General features: G+C 56.2%; 18 protein-coding genes. 5 read left to right on the top strand and 13 right to left on the bottom strand.

All coding sequences use genetic code 11. The features are described 5' to 3' along the window. Positions 1–59 precede the first annotated feature (59 nt). The 3 genes from G6041_RS16695 (at position 60) to G6041_RS16685 (ending at position 2478) form a co-directional block, all read left to right on the top strand. Positions 60–920 (top strand): LysR family transcriptional regulator, encoded by an 861-nt coding sequence (locus G6041_RS16695; RefSeq protein WP_012126186.1) that lies wholly within the window; start codon positions 60–62, stop codon positions 918–920. 214 nt (positions 921–1134) lie between these two features. Further along, positions 1135–1884, top strand: coding sequence for a 4'-phosphopantetheinyl transferase family protein (locus G6041_RS16690; RefSeq protein WP_041460644.1), 750 nt, complete (start codon positions 1135–1137; stop codon positions 1882–1884). Between the two features lie 24 nt (positions 1885–1908). Further along, positions 1909–2478: an NADPH-dependent FMN reductase gene (locus G6041_RS16685; protein WP_004388038.1), complete on the top strand. Its 570-nt coding sequence runs from the start codon at positions 1909–1911 to the stop codon at positions 2476–2478. Positions 2479–2510: 32 nt separating this feature from the next. Here the strand turns inward: G6041_RS16685 and G6041_RS16680 are convergent, their stop codons facing one another. After that, positions 2511–3848, bottom strand: a complete 1338-nt coding sequence (locus tag G6041_RS16680; protein ID WP_004388039.1) for an NCS2 family permease — start codon at positions 3846–3848, stop codon at positions 2511–2513. Between the two features lie 169 nt (positions 3849–4017). Here G6041_RS16680 and yieH point away from each other — a divergent pair, with 169 nt between their 5' ends. Further along, a complete protein-coding gene (gene yieH, locus G6041_RS16675; protein WP_012126189.1) occupies positions 4018–4683 on the top strand; it encodes a 6-phosphogluconate phosphatase in 666 nt (221 codons plus the stop codon). 348 nt (positions 4684–5031) lie between these two features. Here the strand turns inward: yieH and G6041_RS16670 are convergent, their stop codons facing one another. From G6041_RS16670 to pstS, 6 genes are all read right to left on the bottom strand, one after another. Further along, a complete protein-coding gene (locus G6041_RS16670) occupies positions 5032–6174 on the bottom strand; it encodes an alpha/beta hydrolase-fold protein (RefSeq protein WP_012126190.1) in 1143 nt (380 codons plus the stop codon). Positions 6175–6316: 142 nt separating this feature from the next. Then, positions 6317–7042 (bottom strand): phosphate signaling complex protein PhoU, encoded by a 726-nt coding sequence (gene phoU / locus G6041_RS16665; protein ID WP_004387543.1) that lies wholly within the window; start codon positions 7040–7042, stop codon positions 6317–6319. A gap of 58 nt (positions 7043–7100) precedes the next feature. After that, on the bottom strand, positions 7101–7874 hold the full coding sequence (gene pstB / locus G6041_RS16660) for a phosphate ABC transporter ATP-binding protein PstB (protein WP_004387544.1): 774 nt from the start codon (positions 7872–7874) through the stop codon (positions 7101–7103). A 50-nt stretch (positions 7875–7924) separates the two neighbouring features. Then, entirely contained in the window at positions 7925–8815 is an 891-nt protein-coding gene (gene pstA, locus G6041_RS16655; RefSeq protein WP_007891048.1) for a phosphate ABC transporter permease PstA, read from the bottom strand. Further along, a complete protein-coding gene (pstC, locus tag G6041_RS16650) occupies positions 8815–9774 on the bottom strand; it encodes a phosphate ABC transporter permease PstC (RefSeq protein ID WP_004387546.1) in 960 nt (319 codons plus the stop codon). Before pstC ends, pstA begins: the two co-directional genes overlap by 1 nt. Positions 9775–9913: 139 nt before the next feature. After that, positions 9914–10954, bottom strand: coding sequence for a phosphate ABC transporter substrate-binding protein PstS (gene pstS / locus G6041_RS16645; RefSeq protein ID WP_004387547.1), 1041 nt, complete (start codon positions 10952–10954; stop codon positions 9914–9916). Between the two features lie 198 nt (positions 10955–11152). Between pstS and G6041_RS16640 the strand changes: the two genes are divergently transcribed. Then, positions 11153–11479: a hypothetical protein gene (locus tag G6041_RS16640; protein WP_004387548.1), complete on the top strand. Its 327-nt coding sequence runs from the start codon at positions 11153–11155 to the stop codon at positions 11477–11479. A gap of 39 nt (positions 11480–11518) precedes the next feature. On the opposite strand, the gene G6041_RS16635 is transcribed toward G6041_RS16640, so the two are convergent. The 6 genes from G6041_RS16635 to atpG all read right to left on the bottom strand — a co-directional run bounded on the left by G6041_RS16635 (position 11519) and on the right by atpG (position 18701). Next, complete coding sequence (locus G6041_RS16635; protein ID WP_012126191.1) at positions 11519–12139, bottom strand: hypothetical protein; 621 nt, start codon at positions 12137–12139, stop codon at positions 11519–11521. A gap of 79 nt (positions 12140–12218) precedes the next feature. Continuing rightward, on the bottom strand, positions 12219–14048 hold the full coding sequence (gene glmS, locus G6041_RS16630) for a glutamine--fructose-6-phosphate transaminase (isomerizing) (protein WP_004386164.1): 1830 nt from the start codon (positions 14046–14048) through the stop codon (positions 12219–12221). Between the two features lie 227 nt (positions 14049–14275). Continuing rightward, a complete protein-coding gene (glmU, locus tag G6041_RS16625) occupies positions 14276–15646 on the bottom strand; it encodes a bifunctional UDP-N-acetylglucosamine diphosphorylase/glucosamine-1-phosphate N-acetyltransferase GlmU (protein WP_041460645.1) in 1371 nt (456 codons plus the stop codon). A 342-nt stretch (positions 15647–15988) separates the two neighbouring features. Further along, entirely contained in the window at positions 15989–16408 is a 420-nt protein-coding gene (locus G6041_RS16620) for a F0F1 ATP synthase subunit epsilon (protein WP_004386166.1), read from the bottom strand. A 20-nt stretch (positions 16409–16428) separates the two neighbouring features. Beyond that, positions 16429–17811: a F0F1 ATP synthase subunit beta gene (gene atpD / locus G6041_RS16615; protein WP_004386167.1), complete on the bottom strand. Its 1383-nt coding sequence runs from the start codon at positions 17809–17811 to the stop codon at positions 16429–16431. Positions 17812–17837: 26 nt separating this feature from the next. Then, positions 17838–18701: a F0F1 ATP synthase subunit gamma gene (gene atpG, locus G6041_RS16610; RefSeq protein ID WP_004386168.1), complete on the bottom strand. Its 864-nt coding sequence runs from the start codon at positions 18699–18701 to the stop codon at positions 17838–17840. Positions 18702–18739 lie beyond the last annotated feature (38 nt).

The raw sequence follows: 18739 nt of genomic DNA, 5'->3' as shown, positions 1-18739 counted from the left end.
ATTGATAATTCTTATGGCGGTTGATATAAAGGAAAGACCGGCACGTCATGGGGTGACATATGGATATTAAGGTTTTGAGGAATCTGCTAAAAACCGCGCAGATGGGTTCGTTAACCTGTGCCGCGGAAGAGGCGAATATCACTATTCAGGCGCTGGCGGCGCAACTTAACAAAGCGGAAGAATATTTCGGTTTTAAAATATTTAATCGCAATAATAAAGGCGTGGTACTAACGTCTGAGGGTAAGGATTTACTGCCCTATATTATGAATGTCGTCAAAACTTCTGAGCACCTGCGCCTCAAAGCCGAACAGCTTAAGAAAAGCACGACAACGCCCATTCGCATCGCACTCAACAGTACCTTCTCTGTCGATACTAATAAGAAAATCATCAACTTTATGATCGACAAACTGAGCGACTACAGCGTAATTTTCAGCACGTCGGAATCACCGGAAAATCTGGTGAAAATCGCCAAAGACGAAACGGACATCGCAGTGGTATTGGGTGGGAACGTGCCGCCCGGCTTCTACAGCATCAAATTAACCGGGCTGAATATTAAAGTGATTGCCGCCTGCTCGGCAGACAGCGCCTCCGCCGCCACCACGCTGGTGCAACCGCTGGCGGAATGCCCGTACTCCGCGAGCTTTGATAAATTTACCGCCCGGCATAAGCCGCTCCTGCAGGAGGCCAGCGTGATTTTCTCCGGCAGTGAGCTGATTACCGTTTCCCTGATGAAGAGTTTCAGCAGCATCGGGATTATTTCTCAGGATCTGGCGCAGGCGAACGGCCTGAATATTTTGCCGGGCTTTGAAGATGTACTTGATGTGCATCTGATAATGAAAGAACCGATTCTGACCGAGCACGATCTGGAATCGTTCTATAACAATGTGGTGCATCTGCCAGAGATCCCGCTGACCGCATAAACGGTTCTGCCACAGCCCTGAGAGCGCAGGATCGCGCTTTTATAACGGTGTGTTGCCCCTGGCCGTGTGATAATTTTGTAAAAGTCCGTACAGAGTACTTTTCAGCGTCCGCATTAGGCATTAAAACCTAAACACTATCGGGCTGATGAGTTGCAGATTATGCATTTATCATTTCGATAATTACCCGTTAGTGACCATTATCACGGAGCGAAAAATGGCAACGCATTTTGCAAGAAGGACGCTTGGCCCCGAACTCAGCATCTCCCCCAGGCTCTCAGCCGACGCGCTGAAAGCCGCGCAACACCTGCCGGAGCACCGCCGCAGCCGTTTTCTGGCGTCGCGCTCGCTGCTGGCCGAGCTGGTATTTATGCTCTATGGCATTCCTGTGCTGCCGGAAATCGTGGTGAATGAGCAGGGCCGTCCGCGCTTTACTGACCCAGGCCTTGCGGATTTTTCTCTCGCCCATACCGGCAATATGCTGGGTGTGGCGATTACCACCGAAGGCTGTTGTGGGCTGGATATGGAACTTCAACCCGCCACTCGCACGTTTACGCACCCTCTCGCACCGCAAACCGGCCATACGCTTAGCAAAAATGAAACCATCTGGGTGGATAATCAAAATGACCCGCTGGAAGCGCGTACTCAGCTGGTGACGCTGCGCCGCAGCCTGCTGAAGCTGACAGGCCAGCAGAATGATGACGGTCAGCATTTCCAGCTGTTGCCAGGCGCCGGCAAACTGCGCGTGGCGCAATTTCCGCATGTGGAAGCGGCGTGCGATGCTGAAGACGTATTAATCTGGACAGTGGCGGTATCGCCCGCTATTGAAAAGCTGTATCTGTGGGAATATGACAGCATACAGGGCTGGCGCAGCCTGCCGGATATGCGTAAACGCAGCACCAGCCCGGATACGCGTCTGATGCGCTTTACCAGTCTGCCCTCGGAAAAAGCGATGAGTATTAACTAAGCTTTGACACGCCCGGAGGTTTCAATGTCTGACACGCTTAAGGTAGTAACGCTGATTGGCAGCCTGCGCAAAGGCTCCTTTAACGCGATGGTCGCACGCACGTTGCCAAAACTGGCCCCCGCCGGTATGACGGTGGACGAGCTGCCCTCGATTCGCGACATCCCGATTTATGACGCCGATATCCAGCAGGAAGAAGGCTTTCCGCAGACGGTGGAAGCGATAGCCGCGCAGATCCGCGAGGCGGACGGCGTGGTGATTGTGACGCCGGAGTATAACTATTCGGTGCCGGGCGGGCTGAAGAACGCCATTGACTGGCTGTCGCGCCTGCCCGACCAGCCGCTCGCGGGCAAGCCGGTGCTTATTCAAACCAGTTCAATGGGCGCGATTGGCGGCGCACGCTGCCAGTATCATCTGCGTCAGATTCTAGTGTTTCTCGATGCGATGGTGATGAACAAACCGGAGTTTATGGGCGGGGCGATTCAGAACAAAGTCGATACGCAGACCGGCGAAGTGGTGGACCAAAGCACGCTGGATCACCTGACCGGCCAGTTGACCGCGTTTGCGGAGTACATCAAGCGGGTGCGCCGCGAATAATAAAAAGGCCAGCGATTCGCTGGCCTTTTTGATTAATGCGCGTCGATAAAGACGATTTTCAGCAGGAACAGCAGCGCCACAACCAGCACACAGGCGTTCAGATCGCGCAGGCGACCGGTGAAAATTTTCATCACGCAGTAGGAGATAAAGCCCAGCGCGATGCCTTCAGTAATCGAGAAGCTAAACGGCATCATGACGGCGGTGATAAACGCCGGCACCGCTTCGGTCAGGTCATCCCACTTCACGCGCGACAGGCTGGACGTCATCAGCACACCCACGTAAATCAGCGCGCCCGCAGCGGCGTAAGGCGGCACCATGCCCGCCAGCGGCGAGAGGAAAATCACCAACAGGAACAGCAGGCCGACCACGACCGCCGTAAGGCCGGTGCGCCCGCCAATGGAGACGCCGGACGAAGATTCGATATAAGCGGTTACGGACGACGTACCGATAAACGAGCCCGCCACAGAGGAAATGCTATCCACATACAGCGCCTGCTTCATGCGCGGGAATTTGCCGCTTTCATCGGCAAGCCCGGCCTTATCGGTCACGCCAATCAGCGTGCCGGAGGAGTCGAACAGGTTGACCAGCATAAACGAGAAAATCACGCCCGCGAGGCCGATATCCAGCGAGCCCGCGAGGTCAACATGGCCCAGCACCGTCATTACGCTCGGCGGCTCTGACACCACGCCTTTGAAATGCACATCGCCAAACGCGAGGCCCAGCAGTGTGGTCACAATGATAGAGACCAGCACCGCCGCGTGAATGTTGCGGGAGGCGAGAATAGCGATGATAAAGAAGCCCAGCACGCCAAGCAGCGTGGTATGCGACGTGAGATTACCGATAGCCACCAGCGTTTCCGGGTTCGCGACGATAACGCCCGCGTTTTTAAGCCCCATCATGCCGATAAACAGGCCGATACCGCTGGTGATCCCGATACGCAGGCTCACCGGAATATTGGCAATCATCCAGTAGCGCACGCGGAAAATGGTCAGCAGCAGCAGGCCGACAGCGCCCCAGAAAATCGCGCCCATCCCTACCTGCCAGGAAAGCCCCATCGCGCCAACCACCACAAACGCGAAGAAGGCGTTCAGGCCCATCGCCGGTGCCAGCGCAACGGGCAGATTCGCCAGCAGGCCCATCAGAATGCTGCCAAACGCGGCGATAAGACAGGTCGTTACGAAGACTGCACTGGTGTCCATGCCAGCCGCGCCAAGGATCTGCGGGTTTACAAAAACGATATACACCATCGTCAGGAAGGTCGTTACGCCTGCGATCACCTCGGTGCGGGCCGTGGTGCCGTGCGCGCGTAATTTAAACACGCGCTCAAGCAATCCCTGCTCTTCGGCCTGGGACGTCTGTTGTTGGCTCATTCTTTAATTCCGTACAAGGAGGGGAAAAATTCGTCGCTATCCTATACCAAAAAGGCCCGATATTGATGGTCATCACAGACTTTTTTTCATTGAATTTGCTTATACGGCATCGATTGCGTGACGCAAAGCGCTTAGAGTAATCGTTCAACTTGCAACAACAGGAAACGGCATGTCCCGAATTGAAGCGGTATTTTTCGACTGCGACGGTACGCTGGTGGATAGCGAAGTGATCTGCTCACGCGCCTATGTACATATGTTCGCAAGGGCAGGCATTACGCTTGAACTGGAAGAGGTGTTTAAGCGCTTTAAGGGCGTAAAGCTCTACGAAATCATTGATACCATCAATGCCGAATATGGCGTACAGCTGGAGAAAGCCGAGCTTGAGCCGGTCTACCGCGCAGAAGTGGCCCGGCTTTTTGACGCGGAGCTGGAAGAGATCCCCGGTGCCGCGGCGCTGCTTGAGAAAATGGCGGTGCCGATGTGTATCGTCTCGAACGGCCCGGTGAGCAAAATGCAGCAGTCGCTCGGCAAAACCGGGATGCTGCGCTATTTCACCGATAAACTCTTCAGCGGCTACGATATTCAGCGCTGGAAACCCGACCCGGCGTTAATGCATTTTGCCGCCGATGTGATGCAGGTGAATGTGGAGCGCTGCATTCTGGTGGATGATTCCGCCGCCGGCGCAAAGGCAGGCATCGCCGCCGGGATGCAGGTGTTTTATTTCTGTGCCGATCCGCATAACCCGCCGCTGGAGCATCCGAATGTGACGGTGTTTACCGATTTAGCGCAGCTGCCGGATTTATGGCGGGCTCGCGGCTGGGATGTGACGCGCTGATCTGCAGGTGGTGACGGCGGGTGCGCTTCGCTTACCCGCCCTACGGTATGGGCGACAGAATGGCGTAGGGTTTTGTAGAGTGGATAAGCGCCAGCGCACCCATCTTTGACAACACCCCGGCGGATGCGCTTCGCTTATCCGCCCTACGGTATGGGCGACAGAATGGCGTAGGGTTTTGTAGGGTGGGTAAGCGCCAGCGCACCCACCTTTGACAACACTCCGGCGGATGCGCTTCGCTTATCCGCCCTACGGTATGGGCGACAGAATGGCGTAGGGTTTTGTAGGGTGGGTAAGCGCCGGCGCACCCACTTTTGAAAACTCGCCCCTACCGCCCCACATCAACCACCATTAAAAAATCTTCTGCACCCACTCGGCATAGGCCGGGCGCCATACGGCCATTTCATGGCCGAGCCGCGGATAAACGTGGTAATCAAATTTCACGCCGTCACGCTCAAGCTCGGTTTTCAGCCCGGCGATATCCCGGCCCGTCACGCTGTCTTTATCGCCCACCACCAGCGTAAAGTTACGCAACTGGCTGTTCACCTCATCCGCGCGGGAGAGCTGTTTCGTCACGTCGTCATTCGGCACCGTGGCGGTGGTCACGCCGCTCAACGACGCCAGCCAGCCAAAGCTTTGCAGATGCGTCATGCCGGACACCAGCGCCTGGTAGCCGCCCTGCGACAGCCCCGCCAGCGCGCGCCCCTGCGCATCCTGGCGCACGTTAAATCGCTGCCCGATCAGCGGAATGATATCGTTCATCAGCTCTTTATCCGCCGCGCGGGCGTTAATCGGGTAGAAATCTTTGCGACGTTCGGCGGGCGGAAAATTCTCCGGCACCGCGTCGGCGATATCCGTTTCGGTATCCGGGATAACCACCAGCATCGGTTTAATTTTTCCCTCCGCCAGCAGGTTATCCATCATCTGCGGGATACGGCCCTGGGTAACGGCGGAAAGACCGGTATCGCCAAAGCCGTGGTAGAAGTAGAGCACCGGCAGCGGCTCGCTTTCGCGGCTGTAGCCCGGCGGCGTCCAGACGTACACCCGCCGCTCCGATTTCAGCGCGCCGGAGTGGTACGTCAGCGTGCGCAGATCGCCGTGCGGCACCGCCCGGTCATCAATAATGCTGCCCGGTACCAGAATCAGCGAGGTATTCGGCTGGCGCTGCGGTTTCACATACGGATTGCCGGTATCGATGGAGCGAAACCCGTCAACGTCAAAAAAATACTCGTGCAGATCCGGCGTCATCGGCGCGCTCTTCCAGCTCCAGACGCCGTTCGCCTCTTTGCGCATCTCATGGGACACCTGGCTGTCCGCCGTCGCGCCGAGCACGACCGCCACGCGCTTCGCCTGAGGCGCGAACAGGCGGAAGGTAATGGATTTATCGGGATTCACCTGCGTGATGTAATGGCTGACCGGAATAGACGGATCGGGGGTTGCCGGCAGCGGCGCGCTGAAGGCGGATAAACTGGCGCAACCAATCACGGCTGCCATCGCGAGAGCGGTACGGGAAGGTAATTTCACGGATTTATCCTTTTATAACGGGCTCGGTAACCCCTTATAGTATTGAGTAAAACCCGCAAAAGGGGCGACGCGCGCCCCAAAATTGCCCTCGCGCGTGGCGAGGGCGACAGGCTTACTCTTTCGGATCTTTACCGGCGAGCAGTTTATCCAGCTCGTCGCCGCCCACATGGCGGAAATCCTGGCCCTTCACGAAATAGAAAATGTATTCGCAGATATTCTGGCAGCGGTCGCCGATTCGCTCGATAGATCGGGCACAGAAGAGCGCGGTCAGGACGCTCGGAATGGTGCGGGAATCTTCCATCATATAGGTCATCAGCTGACGCACGATGCCCTCATATTCCTGGTCGACTTTTTTATCTTCGCGATAGATACGTACCGCTTCATCGAGATCCATACGCGCGAAGGCGTCCAGCACGTCATGCAGCATCTGTACGGTATGACGGCCGAGCGACTCCAGGCTCACCAGCAGCGGCTGGTGCTGGTGCGAGAATTTCTCAAGCGCGGTGCGGCAGATTTTATCCGCCACGTCGCCGATACGCTCCAGCTCCGCGATGGTTTTAATGATGGCCATCACCAGACGCAGATCGCTCGCGGTCGGCTGGCGCTTGGCGATGATGCGCACGCAGGCTTCATCGATCGCCACTTCCATCATGTTGACCTTTTTATCACCGTCGATAACGCGTTTGGCCAGTTCGCTGTCCTGGTTGTGCATGGCGGTGATCGCATCGGAGAGCTGCTGCTCCACCAGCCCGCCCATGGTCATCACCTGGGTGCGAATGTATTCCAGTTCAGCGTTGAACTGACCGGAAATATGTTTATTCAGATTCAGATTATCCATTTAGCACTCCACATGCCCGATAAATTCAAAAGCGGCCCACATGAGAAATCCGGGCATATCAACCGTAGCGACCGGTAATATAGTCTTCGGTCTGTTTCATTTTCGGCTTGGTGAAGAGATCGTCGGTGTTGCTGTACTCGATCAGCTCGCCAAGGTACATAAACGCCGTGTGATCGGAACAGCGCGCCGCCTGCTGCATGTTGTGCGTCACGATAACGACGGTGTAATCCTGCTTAAGCTCGGTAATGAGCTCTTCGATACGGCCCGTGGAAATCGGGTCCAGCGCCGAACACGGTTCGTCCAGCAGCAGCACTTCCGGACGGATAGCGATGCCGCGGGCGATACACAGACGCTGCTGCTGACCACCGGAGAGAGAGTACCCGCTCTGGTGCAGTTTATCCTTGGTTTCGTTCCATAATGCGGCTTTGGTCAACGCCCACTGCACGCGTTCGTCCATATCGGCGCGGGAGAGTTTCTCAAACAGACGCACGCCAAACGCGATGTTGTCGTAAATCGACATCGGGAACGGCGTCGGCTTCTGGAACACCATGCCCACTTTCGCGCGCAGCAGCGCGATATCCTGGGAGTGGTTCAGAATGTTTTCGCCATCCAGCAGGATTTCGCCTTCCGCGCGCTGCTCCGGGTAGAGCTCAAACATTTTGTTGAAGGTACGCAGCAGCGTGGATTTACCGCAGCCAGACGGGCCGATAAACGCGGTCACTTCGTTTTTGGCGATATCCAGGCTGATGTTTTTCAGGGCATGGAATTTCCCGTAGTAAAAGTTCAAATCGCGAACCTGAATCTTGCCCGGGGCCTTATTAACCATACTCATCTCAATCGTTTTCCTTATCCGGCGTCGCAAGAGGCCACGCCGTCAAAAAATTAACCGTGTTTACGTTTGGCGAACAGCACGCGCGCCAGGATGTTCAGCAGCAGTACGCAAAGGGTGATAATCAGCACGCCTGCCCAGGCCAACTGTTGCCATTCGGCAAACGGGCTCATGGCGAATTTGAAAATCGTCACCGGCAGGTTGGCGATAGGCTGCATCATGTCCGTGCTCCAGAACTGGTTGGAGAGCGCGGTAAAGAGCAGCGGCGCGGTTTCGCCCGCGATACGCGCGACCGCCAGCAGCACGCCGGTCAGGATGCCCGACACAGAAGCTTTAAGCGTAATGGCGGAGATCATCTTCCACTTCGGCGTGCCGAGCGCGTAGGCCGCTTCACGCAGGCTGTCCGGCACCAGCTTGAGCATGTTCTCGGTGGTGCGGATAACAATCGGCACCTGCAACAGCGCCAGCGCAATCACGCCCGCCCAGCCGGAGAAGTGTTCCATCTGCGCCACCACGATGGTGTAGACGAACAGCCCGACGACGATAGACGGCGCAGAAAGCAGAATGTCGTTAATAAAGCGGATGATTTCCGCGAGAAACGACTTGCGGCCATATTCCGCGAGATAGATACCCGCCATGATGCCAAGCGGCGTACCAATAACCGTCGCCCACAGGATCAGCAGCCCGCTGCCCGCCAGCGCGTTCGCAAGGCCGCCACCCGCGGTGTTCGGCGGCGGCGTCATCTCGGTAAAGAGCGCCAGCGACATGCCGTCAAACCCGCGCGATACCGTGGAGATTAAGATCCAGATAAGCCAGAACAGGCCGAACGCCATCGTCGCCATAGAGAGCGTGAGGGCGATGCGGTTTTTCATGCGGCGCTTCGCCTGCATTTTGCGGCGGGATTCCGCAAGCTCCGTGGTGTTTTGCAGTTCCATCGTCGCCATTAGCGTGCCCCCTCGTTTTTCGCCAGACGCATGATCATCAGCCTGGAGATGGCCAGCACGATAAAGGTGATCACAAAGAGGATCAGGCCCAGCTCCATCAGCGCCGCCACGTGCAGCCCGGATTCCGCCTCGGCGAATTCATTAGCCAGCGCCGAAGTGATGCTGTTGCCCGGCATGTAGAGCGACGGGCTGTCGAGCTGGTAGGTGTTACCGATGATAAAGGTCACCGCCATAGTTTCGCCGAGCGCACGGCCAAGGCCGAGCATAACGCCGCCAATCACCCCATTTTTGGTGAACGGCAGAACGATGCGCCAGATAACTTCCCAGGTGGTGCAGCCGATGCCGTAAGCCGACTCTTTCATCATCACCGGGGTCTGTTCGAATACATCACGCATAACCGCGGCGATGTATGGAATGATCATGATGGCGAGAATGACGCCCGCCGCCAGGATGCCGATACCGAACGCCGGGCCTGAAAAGAGCGCGCCGATAAACGGGATGGCAGAAAGGACGTTGCCGACCGGCTCCTGGAAATAGGTCGCGAACAGCGGGGCGAAGATAAACAGCCCCCACATGCCGTACACGATACTCGGGATAGCCGCCAGCAGTTCAATGGCGATACCCAGCGGGCGTTTCAGCCAGCCAGGCGCCAGCTCCGTCAGGAACAGCGCAATGCCGAAGCTCACGGGAACCGCTATCAGCAGCGCGATAAACGAGGTCACCAGCGTGCCGTAAATCGGCACCAGCCCGCCGTAGATATCGTTAGGGGCGTCCCACTCTTTGGTCCAGAGGAAAGAAAAACCAAATTTCTGGATGCTTGGCCAGGAGGAGAAGATAAGGGAGACGATAATGCCGCCCAGCAGCAATAGCACAATCAGCGCAGCCAGACGAACCAGCGCGCTGAAGATCATATCGCCCTTTTTACCGGGGGGGTTAAATACAGGCTTGGTGGCAGCCATATTTCACTCTTCAGTTAAACTCTGTTTTGAATGATGCCCGGCAGCGTGATGCGTACCGGGCCTACAAAAAACAGCATGTTACCGGATTTTTGTAGGGCGGATAAGCGAAGCGCCATCCGCCATCATCGGTAAATCTCGATCAATACAGCGCTTTGCCGCTGCTGTCTTTCACGTTGGTCTTCCATGCGGCGCGAACCTGCTCAACCACGCTGTCCGGCAGAGAGGCGTAATCCAGGTCGTTAGCCTGTTTCGCGCCTGACTTGTAGGCCCAGTCGAAGAACTTCAGCACTTCGGCGCCCTGCTCAGGTTTCTTCTGCTCTTTGTGAACCAGAATGAAGGTGGTGGAGGTGATTGGCCACGCGTCATCGCCTTTCTGGTTGGTCAGGTCCTGCGCGAAGGATTTGCTCCAGTCAGCGCCTTTGGCGGCGTTGGCGAAGCTCTCTTCGGTCGGTGCGACCGGTTTGCCGTCAGCAGAAACCAGTTTGGTGTAGGTCAGGTTATTCTGCTTGGCGTAGGCGTATTCCACATAGCCGATAGAGCCCGGCAGACGCTGTACGAACGCGGCGATACCGTCGTTACCTTTACCGCCAAGACCGGTCGGCCAGTTAACGGTAGAGCCAGAGCCGATTTTGGATTTCCACTCGTCGTTCACTTTCGCAAGATAGCTGGTGAAGACGAAAGACGTACCGGAACCGTCAGCGCGGCGCACCACGGCGATATTCTGAGAAGGCAGTTTTTTGCCCGGGTTCAGTTTGGCGATAGCCTCGTCATCCCACTTCTTGATTTTGCCAAGGTAGATGTCGCCCAGGGTTTTGCCATCCAGCACCAGTTCGCCAGACTTGAAGCCCGGCAGGTTAACCGCCAGCACCACGCCGCCGATCACGGTCGGGAACTGGAAAAGCCCTTCTTGCTGTAATTTTTCGTCAGAAAGCGGCGCGTCAGAAGCACCAAAATCAACTGTGTTAGCAATGATTTGTTTAACGCCACCGGAGGAGCCGATACCCTGGTAGTTTACCTTGTTACCCGTTTCTTTCTGGTAGGTATCCGCCCATTTGGCATACACCGGCGCCGGGAATGTTGCGCCCGCGCCAGTCAGACTTGCTGCCGCGAAAGCGGAAAAAGCGCTCAGAGATAAGGTCGCGGCGACAACAGTTGCGACGGTGGTACGCATAACTTTCATAATGTCTCCTGCTGGTGTTCGTAATTTATTGTTTCGTGGCTACGGTGAGCAAAGTAGGACAGTTAGGTGACAGATAAATGTACGAATTATGACAGTTTTATGACAATGAAAAAGATGCAGAAATGTCTTACTTAAATATCTGAATAATAATGCTTTTATAATTCCGCAACCCGCCCGTCATTTATAAGGATAGCCGTAATGATAAAAAAAATGTCACTTTTCTCCGCTGCCTCATTACTTACTTTTTCATCAATAAGTTATGCCGCGCCGGTTCAACTGGATGACCACAGCACCCGTATTCACGGCGCGCCGGTGACGATATTTACCAGCGATGGCGTCGTGGCACCGTCTAACGTCGATATCTCGGATGTGGAAAAGGCCGTCGAGGCGTATAAGCGCAAAGAGCAAAACCGCTATTCGGACGACAGAAAAGATAGCGATCTGGAAAATCGCCTGCGGGCGCTGGAGCAGGAAAATGACAAGCTGTCCCGTGAGCTGGACGATTTGAAACGCAAGATTAAATAAGCGGTGGGCTCCCTGTATGGCTTCAGGCAGGGAGCTTAATCATTTTCGGTCAGGCTCATTACGATGTTTTGCCCGTTTTAAGGCGCGTTTTTCCGAAGGGCGCTGAAGGGCTTTGGTATGAGCGCGTCGCATTTTGTTCGCAAGACACCAGCGGCCCAGCCTGAACATCTCCTCACTGTTCATCATACGCCAGGCGGCCCACACCAGCAGCGCGCCCGCGCTCCAGCAGAGCCAGAACACAACTGAAAGCGGCCACAGTATCAGGCCGGCAATCAGCGTCGCCAGGCTTAACGCCGCATGAAAAAACGCGCTGAAGAGAAACAGCTGCAAACCGCGATGCCGCCCTTTTTCTATCATCAACATTACGAATATCAGCAATACCAGCCAGATAGCGCCTGAGAGTATCCACAGCACAGAAAAAGCGGGCCGCAGCGCGGCGAGATTGAGGACGGCACTCAACACCATGGCATAGACGCACCCCACCGGCACTCGCCAGAAACGGCGCGAGCCGATGATGCGGACATCGGGCAGATCGTGGCGCTCGGCCATTTTAAGTTTGAGCTTATGCAGCCTGCGGTGGGCGATATCGTCATCCACCTCTGCGCTGTAGGTGATGAGCTGATAAAACCGCGTACCGGCGAGAAAGCGCTTTAGCGACATAACATCCCTTTGCGTGACGTTAAAAAAAAGAGGCTGCCTTCCGGCAACCTCTTCAGAGCATAACACGCGCGAGAACGCGTTATTCCACCGTAACGGATTTCGCCAGGTTACGCGGCTGGTCAACGTCGGTGCCTTTAATCAGCGCGACGTGGTAAGCCAGCAGTTGCAGCGGAACCGTGTAGAAGATCGGCGCGATAACCTCTTCAACATGCGGCATCGGGATGATGTTCATGTTATCGCTGCTGGTGAAGCCGGCATCCTGATCGGCGAAGACATACAGCACGCCGCCACGGGCGCGAACTTCTTCGATGTTGGACTTCAGTTTTTCCAGCAGTTCGTTATTCGGCGCCACCACGATAACCGGCATATCGGCGTCAATCAGGGCCAGCGGGCCGTGCTTGAGCTCGCCTGCCGCATAGGCTTCGGCGTGAATGTAGGAGATCTCTTTGAGCTTCAGCGCGCCTTCCAGGGCGATCGGGTACTGATCGCCACGGCCCAGGAACAGCGCGTGGTGCTTGTCGGAGAAATCTTCCGCCAGCGCCTCGATGCGTTTGTCCTGAGAGAGCATCTGCTCGATACGGCTCGGCAGCGCCTGCAGGCCGTGAACGATATCGTGCTCAACGGCGGCATCCACGCCTTTCAGACGGCCCAGTTTCGCCACCAGCATCAGCAGAACGGTTAACTGGGTAGTGAACGCTTTGGTGGACGCCACGCCAATTTCCGTGCCGGCTTTGGTCATCAGCGCCAGCGACGATTCACGCACCAGCGATGAGCCCGGAACGTTACAGATGGCCAGCGAACCGAGATAACCAAGCTCTTTGGACAGACGCAGCGCCGCGAGGGTGTCTGCGGTTTCGCCAGACTGCGACAGCGTGATCATCAGGCTGTTGCGGCGCACGGCGGATTTGCGATAGCGGAATTCCGAGGCGATTTCGACATCGCACGGCACGCCTGCCAGCGCTTCAAACCAGTAGCGGGAAACCATACCAGAGTTGTAAGAGGTGCCGCACGCGACAATCTGAATATGCTCAACTTTAGAGAGCAGTTCGTCGGCGTTCGGACCCAGCTCGCTTAAATCCACCTCGCCGTGGCTGATGCGCCCGGCCAGCGTATTTTTAATCGCGTTCGGCTGCTCGTAGATCTCTTTTTGCATGTAGTGGCGGTAGATGCCTTTATCACCGGCGTCATACTGCACGTTAGATTCGATTTCCGGGCGGGAGACGCTTTCGCCCTGGGTGTTGAAAATCGCGACGGAGCGGCGGGTCACTTCGGCGATATCGCCCTCTTCGAGGAAGATAAAGCGGCGGGTTACCGGCAGCAGCGCCAGTTGGTCGGAGGCGATAAAGTTTTCGCCCACGCCGAGGCCAATTACCAGCGGGCTGCCGGAACGGGCCGCCAGCAGAACGCTCGGATCGCGGTTATCCATAATGACGGTGCCGTAAGCGCCGCGCAGCTGAGGAATGGCGCGCAGCACCGCCTCACGCAGCGTACCGCCCTGCTCCAGCTCCCAGTGCACCAGGTGCGCGATCACTTCGGTGTCGGTTTCGGTGACGAATTCGTAGCCGCGCGTTTTCAGCAGTTCGCGCAGCGGTTCGTGGTTTTCGATAATGCCGTTATGCACCACCACAATATGCCCGGAGACATGCGGGTGCGCGTTGCCTTCTGAGGGTTCGCCGTGGGTCGCCCAGCGGGTGTGCGCGATACCCGTGCCGCCGTGCAGCGGATGTTCTTCCGCCGCCTGAACCAGCATCTGTACTTTGCCCAGACGACGCAGACGGGTCATATGCCCCGCGTTATCCACCACCGCGAGACCAGCGGAGTCATAGCCGCGGTACTCCAGACGACGCAAACCTTCGAGAAGGATTTCAGCAATATCACGTTGCGCTACAGCGCCAACAATTCCACACATAATTAATTTCCTGACAATGGCATTTCGCCATGCGTTGTCGCCGACCTGTATTTGCCCGTTTGCCGGGCTCCCCGAGCCTTGTAGAGAGTGGGGTTATTGTTTTGGTACTGCCTGTGGGCGGAGGATTATGTTATCCCCTCATCCCGTGCCTGCCGCAGGGCATGACTGCTCTGCGACCGACAAAACCGTATGGCGGGCAGATACAGCGCGCCCGCCATGAACATAACTCATTTTTTCTTCACCGGGCGACGCCAGCCCTGTTTGTGTACCTGCGGCACGCGGGTGAGCACCAGCTCGTTTTCCGCGATGTTGCGCGTCACGGTAGTGCCTGCGGCGATGGTCGCGCCTTTCGCGACCGTCACCGGCGCCACCAGTTGGGTATCGGAGCCGACAAACACATCGTCGCCAATGATGGTTTTGTGCTTGTTCGCGCCATCATAGTTGCAGGTGATGGTGCCCGCGCCGATGTTAACGTTATCGCCGATTTCCGCGTCGCCGAGGTAGGTCAGGTGACCCGCTTTCGAGCCTTTACCCAGACGCGCTTTTTTCATCTCGACGAAGTTGCCGACATGCGCGCCTTCGAGAAGCTCCGCGCCCGGACGCAGACGCGCGAACGGCCCGATGGTGCAGGCGGTATCCAGAAGGGCGTCTTCCACCACGCTGTAAGGACTGATTTCGCAGTCGTCGCCGATGACGCTGTTTTTAATCACGCAGCCCGCGCCGATTTTCACGCGATTGCCCAGCACTACGTCGCCTTCAATAATCACGTTAGCGTCAATTTCGACATCGCGCCCGTGTTGCAGCGTGCCGCGCAGATCAAAACGCGCCGGATCACGTAGCATCACGCCCGCCAGCAGCAGTTTTTCTGCCTGCTCGGCCTGATAAACGTGCTCAAGACGCGCCAGTTGCAGGCGATTGTTCACGCCCTCCACTTCGCTTAAACGCTGCGGATGCACGGCGGCAATCTCACGGCCTTCGTTCCAGGCCATCGCGATGATATCGGTAATGTAGTATTCACCCTGCGCATTGTTGTTATCGAGCTTCGCCAGCCAGCGTTTCAGATCCGCGCCGTTGGCGACGAGGATGCCGGTGTTGATTTCGTTAATCTGGCGCTGCTCGTCGCTGGCATCTTTATGCTCAACGATACCGGAGACATTGCCATTCTCACGGGTAATGCGGCCATAACCGGTCGGATCGTCGAGCTTCACGGTTAACAGCCCAATACCGCCCTGCGGCTTCGCCGCGCAGAGCTGTTGCAGGGTGTCAACGGAGATCAGCGGTACGTCGCCGTAGAGCATCAGCACATCTTCGTCGTCGCTAAAGAACGGCGCCGCCTGCTGCATTGCATGGCCGGTGCCGAGCTGCTCGGCCTGCAATACCCAGTTCAGCGAGGCGTCTTTAAGGGTGCTTTGCAGCAGATCGCCGCCGTGACCGTAAACCAGGTGAATGTGCTGCGCGCCGACATGCTTCGCGGCGTCAATCACGTGTTGCACCATCGGCTTCCCGGCCAGAGTGTGCAGCACTTTTGGAAGATCGGAGTACATGCGCGTGCCTTTGCCAGCGGCAAGGATCACAACGCTCATAGCATGGCTAGACATAGTCGTCCTGTCTTATGAAAGTGAATGAAGTAAAGCGATTTAGCGCCCGAAATTCTACATATTTTTCAGCATAAAACGGGCTGCTGGCAAATCGCCGCTTTAAGCCTGTTTTACCACGTTATACAGCCGCGTAATGCATGCCGGAAGGCGTAAAAAGAGAGAGTAAACGCTTTCTGGCGTCTTATCATTCATAAAAACAATGGGATGCCGTTTTTTTGCGGCTGGAATAAAGCGCAGTAAATGCCGACTAAAATCCAGCAAACATACGTCCTTGCGTATAACGCAGACATAAAAAAAGCCAGCCGGGTCGCCCTGGCTGGCTTTTTAACTTTCAAGCCGGTGTTACATCGCTTTTTTGGTCAACTCGATAACGCGCAGTTTGGCGATCGCCTTGGCCAGCTCAGCAGAAGCCTGAGCGTAGTCCACGTCACCGTGGGAGCTACGGATATGGTCTTCCGCTTTACGCTTCGCTTCCAGGGCTCGCGCTTCGTCGAGATCCTGGCCGCGAATCGCGGTGTCAGCCAGCACGGTTACGTTGCCCGGCTGCACTTCCAGCACGCCGCCGGAGAGATAGATATACTCTTCGTGGCCGTGCTGTTTCACGATGCGGATCATACCAGGCTTAATGGCGGTGAGCAGCGGCGCGTGGCCCGGGTAAATACCCAGTTCACCTTCGCTACCCGTAACCTGGATTTTCTCGACCAGACCAGAGAACATCTGTTTCTCTGCGCTGACGACATCCAGGTGGTAAGTCATTGCCATGTCACCCTCCGATTAAGGCGTTAAAGTTTTTTGGCTTTTTCCACGGCTTCATCAATGGAGCCAACCATGTAGAACGCCTGCTCCGGCAGATGATCGTATTCACCTTCCATGATGCCTTTAAAGCCACGGATGGTGTCTTTCAGCGATACGTATTTGCCCGGCGCGCCGGTAAACACTTCTGCCACGAAGAACGGCTGTGACAGGAAACGCTGAATTTTACGAGCACGCGCAACGACCAGTTTGTCTTCTTCAGACAGCTCGTCCATACCGAGGATGGCGATGATGTCTTTCAGTTCCTGGTAACGCTGCAGGATGGACTGCACGCCGCGAGCGGTGTCGTAGTGCTCCTGGCCTACTACCAGCGGATCCAGCTGACGGCTGGTGGAATCCAGCGGGTCAACGGCCGGGTAGATACCCAGAGAGGCAATCTGACGGCTCAGTACCACGGTTGCGTCAAGGTGCGCAAAGGTGGTGGCTGGTGACGGGTCAGTCAAGTCATCCGCCGGTACGTATACCGCCTGTACGGAGGTGATAGAACCGGTTTTGGTGGAGGTGATACGCTCCTGCAGAACGCCCATCTCTTCCGCCAGGGTCGGCTGGTAACCTACCGCTGAAGGCATACGGCCCAGCAGTGCGGATACTTCAGTACCGGCCAGGGTGTAACGGTAGATGTTGTCGACGAACAGCAGAACGTCACGACCTTCGTCACGGAATTTCTCAGCCATGGTCAGGCCGGTCAGCGCAACGCGCAGACGGTTTCCCGGCGGCTCGTTCATCTGGCCGTACACCAGGGATACTTTATCCAGTACGTTGGAGTCGGTCATTTCGTGGTAGAAGTCGTTACCTTCACGGGTCCGTTCGCCCACGCCCGCAAACACGGAGTAACCGGAGTGCTCAATCGCGATGTTACGAATAAGCTCCATCATGTTTACGGTTTTACCTACACCTGCACCACCGAACAGACCGACTTTACCGCCCTTCGCGAACGGACACATCAGGTCGATAACTTTGATGCCGGTTTCCAGCAGTTCCTGAGAGCTGGACAGCTCTTCATAGGACGGCGCCGCGCGGTGAATCGCCCAACGCTCTTCTTCGCCGATGTCGCCTTTCATGTCGATAGGCTGACCCAGGACGTTCATGATACGACCCAGCGTCGCTTTACCTACCGGCACTTCGATCGGGTGCTCAAGGTCTGCAACAGGCAGACCGCGACGCAGACCGTCGGAAGAGCCCATCGCGATGGTACGCACGATACCGCCGCCGAGCTGCTGCTGGACTTCCAGCACCAGACGCTCATTACCATTCGTTACCTCAAGGGCGTCGTACACTTTCGGTACAGCATCCTGAGGGAACTCGACGTCCACCACGGCGCCGATTACCTGGACAATCTTTCCAGTAGCCATCTTGAATCCTCTACGAAATAACCTGGTTAAACCGCGGCGGCCCCCGAGACGATCTCGGTGAGTTCCTGAGTAATGCTGGCCTGACGAGCTTTGTTGTACACCAACTGCAGCTCTTTAATCAGGCTGCCGCCATTATCGGTTGCGGCTTTCATCGCCACCATTCGTGCGGCCTGCTCGCTGGCCAGGTTTTCAACCACACCCTGATAAACCTGCGATTCGACATAACGACGCAGCAGGGTATCCAGCAGCGCCTTCGGATCGGGTTCGTACAGGTAATCCCAGGATTTGTGCTTCAACTCATCGTCTTCTGATGCCGGCAGCGGCAGCAGCTGAGTGATGGTCGGAGCCTGAGACATGGTGTTAATAAATTTGTTGCTGACAACGTAAAGCTTGTCCAGACGGCCTTCATCATAAGCCTGCAACATCACTTTAACCGGGCCAATCAGATCGGACAGGGAAGGGTTGTCCCCCATGCCGGTGACCTGCGCCACAATGTTGCCGCCTACTGAATTGAAGAAAGAAACGCCTTTAGAGCCGATCATTGCGATATCGCACTGAACGCCTTTATCGGACCATGCTTTCATATCCGCCAGCAGTTTCTTGAACAGGTTGATGTTCAAGCCGCCGCACAGACCACGGTCAGTCGACACCACCAGGTAGCCCACGCGCTTAACGTCGCGTTCTTCCAGGTAAGGGTGTTTGTATTCCAGATTACCGGTAGCAAGGTGACCAATCACTTTGCGCATGGTATCTGCATAAGGACGGCTGGCCGCCATGCGATCCTGCGATTTACGCATTTTGGAAGCGGCGACCATCTCCATCGCTTTAGTGATCTTTTGCGTGTTCTGGACGCTTGCGATCTTACTACGTATCTCTTTTGCGCCGGCCATGAGCTTCTCCTCAATGCCTTGCGGCTTGCCTTACAGCA

Origin of the sequence: Cronobacter sp. HA18003 (genome assembly GCF_011605905.1) — a bacterium.
Classification (GTDB): Bacteria; Pseudomonadota; Gammaproteobacteria; order Enterobacterales; family Enterobacteriaceae; genus Cronobacter; species Cronobacter sakazakii.
This window is presented reverse-complemented; position numbering and strand designations above follow the sequence as displayed.

Bases quoted from the DNA above. Each gene is read 5' to 3' on its own strand.
- G6041_RS16695 (WP_012126186.1), top strand. From the start codon at position 60: ATGGATATTAAGGTTTTGAGGAATCTGCTAAAAACCGCGCAGATGGGT.
- G6041_RS16690 (WP_041460644.1), top strand. From the start codon at position 1,135: ATGGCAACGCATTTTGCAAGAAGGACGCTTGGCCCCGAACTCAGCATC.
- G6041_RS16685 (WP_004388038.1), top strand. From the start codon at position 1,909: ATGTCTGACACGCTTAAGGTAGTAACGCTGATTGGCAGCCTGCGCAAA.
- G6041_RS16680 (WP_004388039.1), bottom strand. From the start codon at position 3,848: ATGAGCCAACAACAGACGTCCCAGGCCGAAGAGCAGGGATTGCTTGAG.
- yieH (WP_012126189.1), top strand. From the start codon at position 4,018: ATGTCCCGAATTGAAGCGGTATTTTTCGACTGCGACGGTACGCTGGTG.
- G6041_RS16670 (WP_012126190.1), bottom strand. From the start codon at position 6,174: ATGGCAGCCGTGATTGGTTGCGCCAGTTTATCCGCCTTCAGCGCGCCG.
- phoU (WP_004387543.1), bottom strand. From the start codon at position 7,042: ATGGATAATCTGAATCTGAATAAACATATTTCCGGTCAGTTCAACGCT.
- pstB (WP_004387544.1), bottom strand. From the start codon at position 7,874: ATGAGTATGGTTAATAAGGCCCCGGGCAAGATTCAGGTTCGCGATTTG.
- pstA (WP_007891048.1), bottom strand. From the start codon at position 8,815: ATGGCGACGATGGAACTGCAAAACACCACGGAGCTTGCGGAATCCCGC.
- pstC (WP_004387546.1), bottom strand. From the start codon at position 9,774: ATGGCTGCCACCAAGCCTGTATTTAACCCCCCCGGTAAAAAGGGCGAT.
- pstS (WP_004387547.1), bottom strand. From the start codon at position 10,954: ATGAAAGTTATGCGTACCACCGTCGCAACTGTTGTCGCCGCGACCTTA.
- G6041_RS16640 (WP_004387548.1), top strand. From the start codon at position 11,153: ATGATAAAAAAAATGTCACTTTTCTCCGCTGCCTCATTACTTACTTTT.
- G6041_RS16635 (WP_012126191.1), bottom strand. From the start codon at position 12,139: ATGTCGCTAAAGCGCTTTCTCGCCGGTACGCGGTTTTATCAGCTCATC.
- glmS (WP_004386164.1), bottom strand. From the start codon at position 14,048: ATGTGTGGAATTGTTGGCGCTGTAGCGCAACGTGATATTGCTGAAATC.
- glmU (WP_041460645.1), bottom strand. From the start codon at position 15,646: ATGTCTAGCCATGCTATGAGCGTTGTGATCCTTGCCGCTGGCAAAGGC.
- G6041_RS16620 (WP_004386166.1), bottom strand. From the start codon at position 16,408: ATGGCAATGACTTACCACCTGGATGTCGTCAGCGCAGAGAAACAGATG.
- atpD (WP_004386167.1), bottom strand. From the start codon at position 17,811: ATGGCTACTGGAAAGATTGTCCAGGTAATCGGCGCCGTGGTGGACGTC.
- atpG (WP_004386168.1), bottom strand. From the start codon at position 18,701: ATGGCCGGCGCAAAAGAGATACGTAGTAAGATCGCAAGCGTCCAGAAC.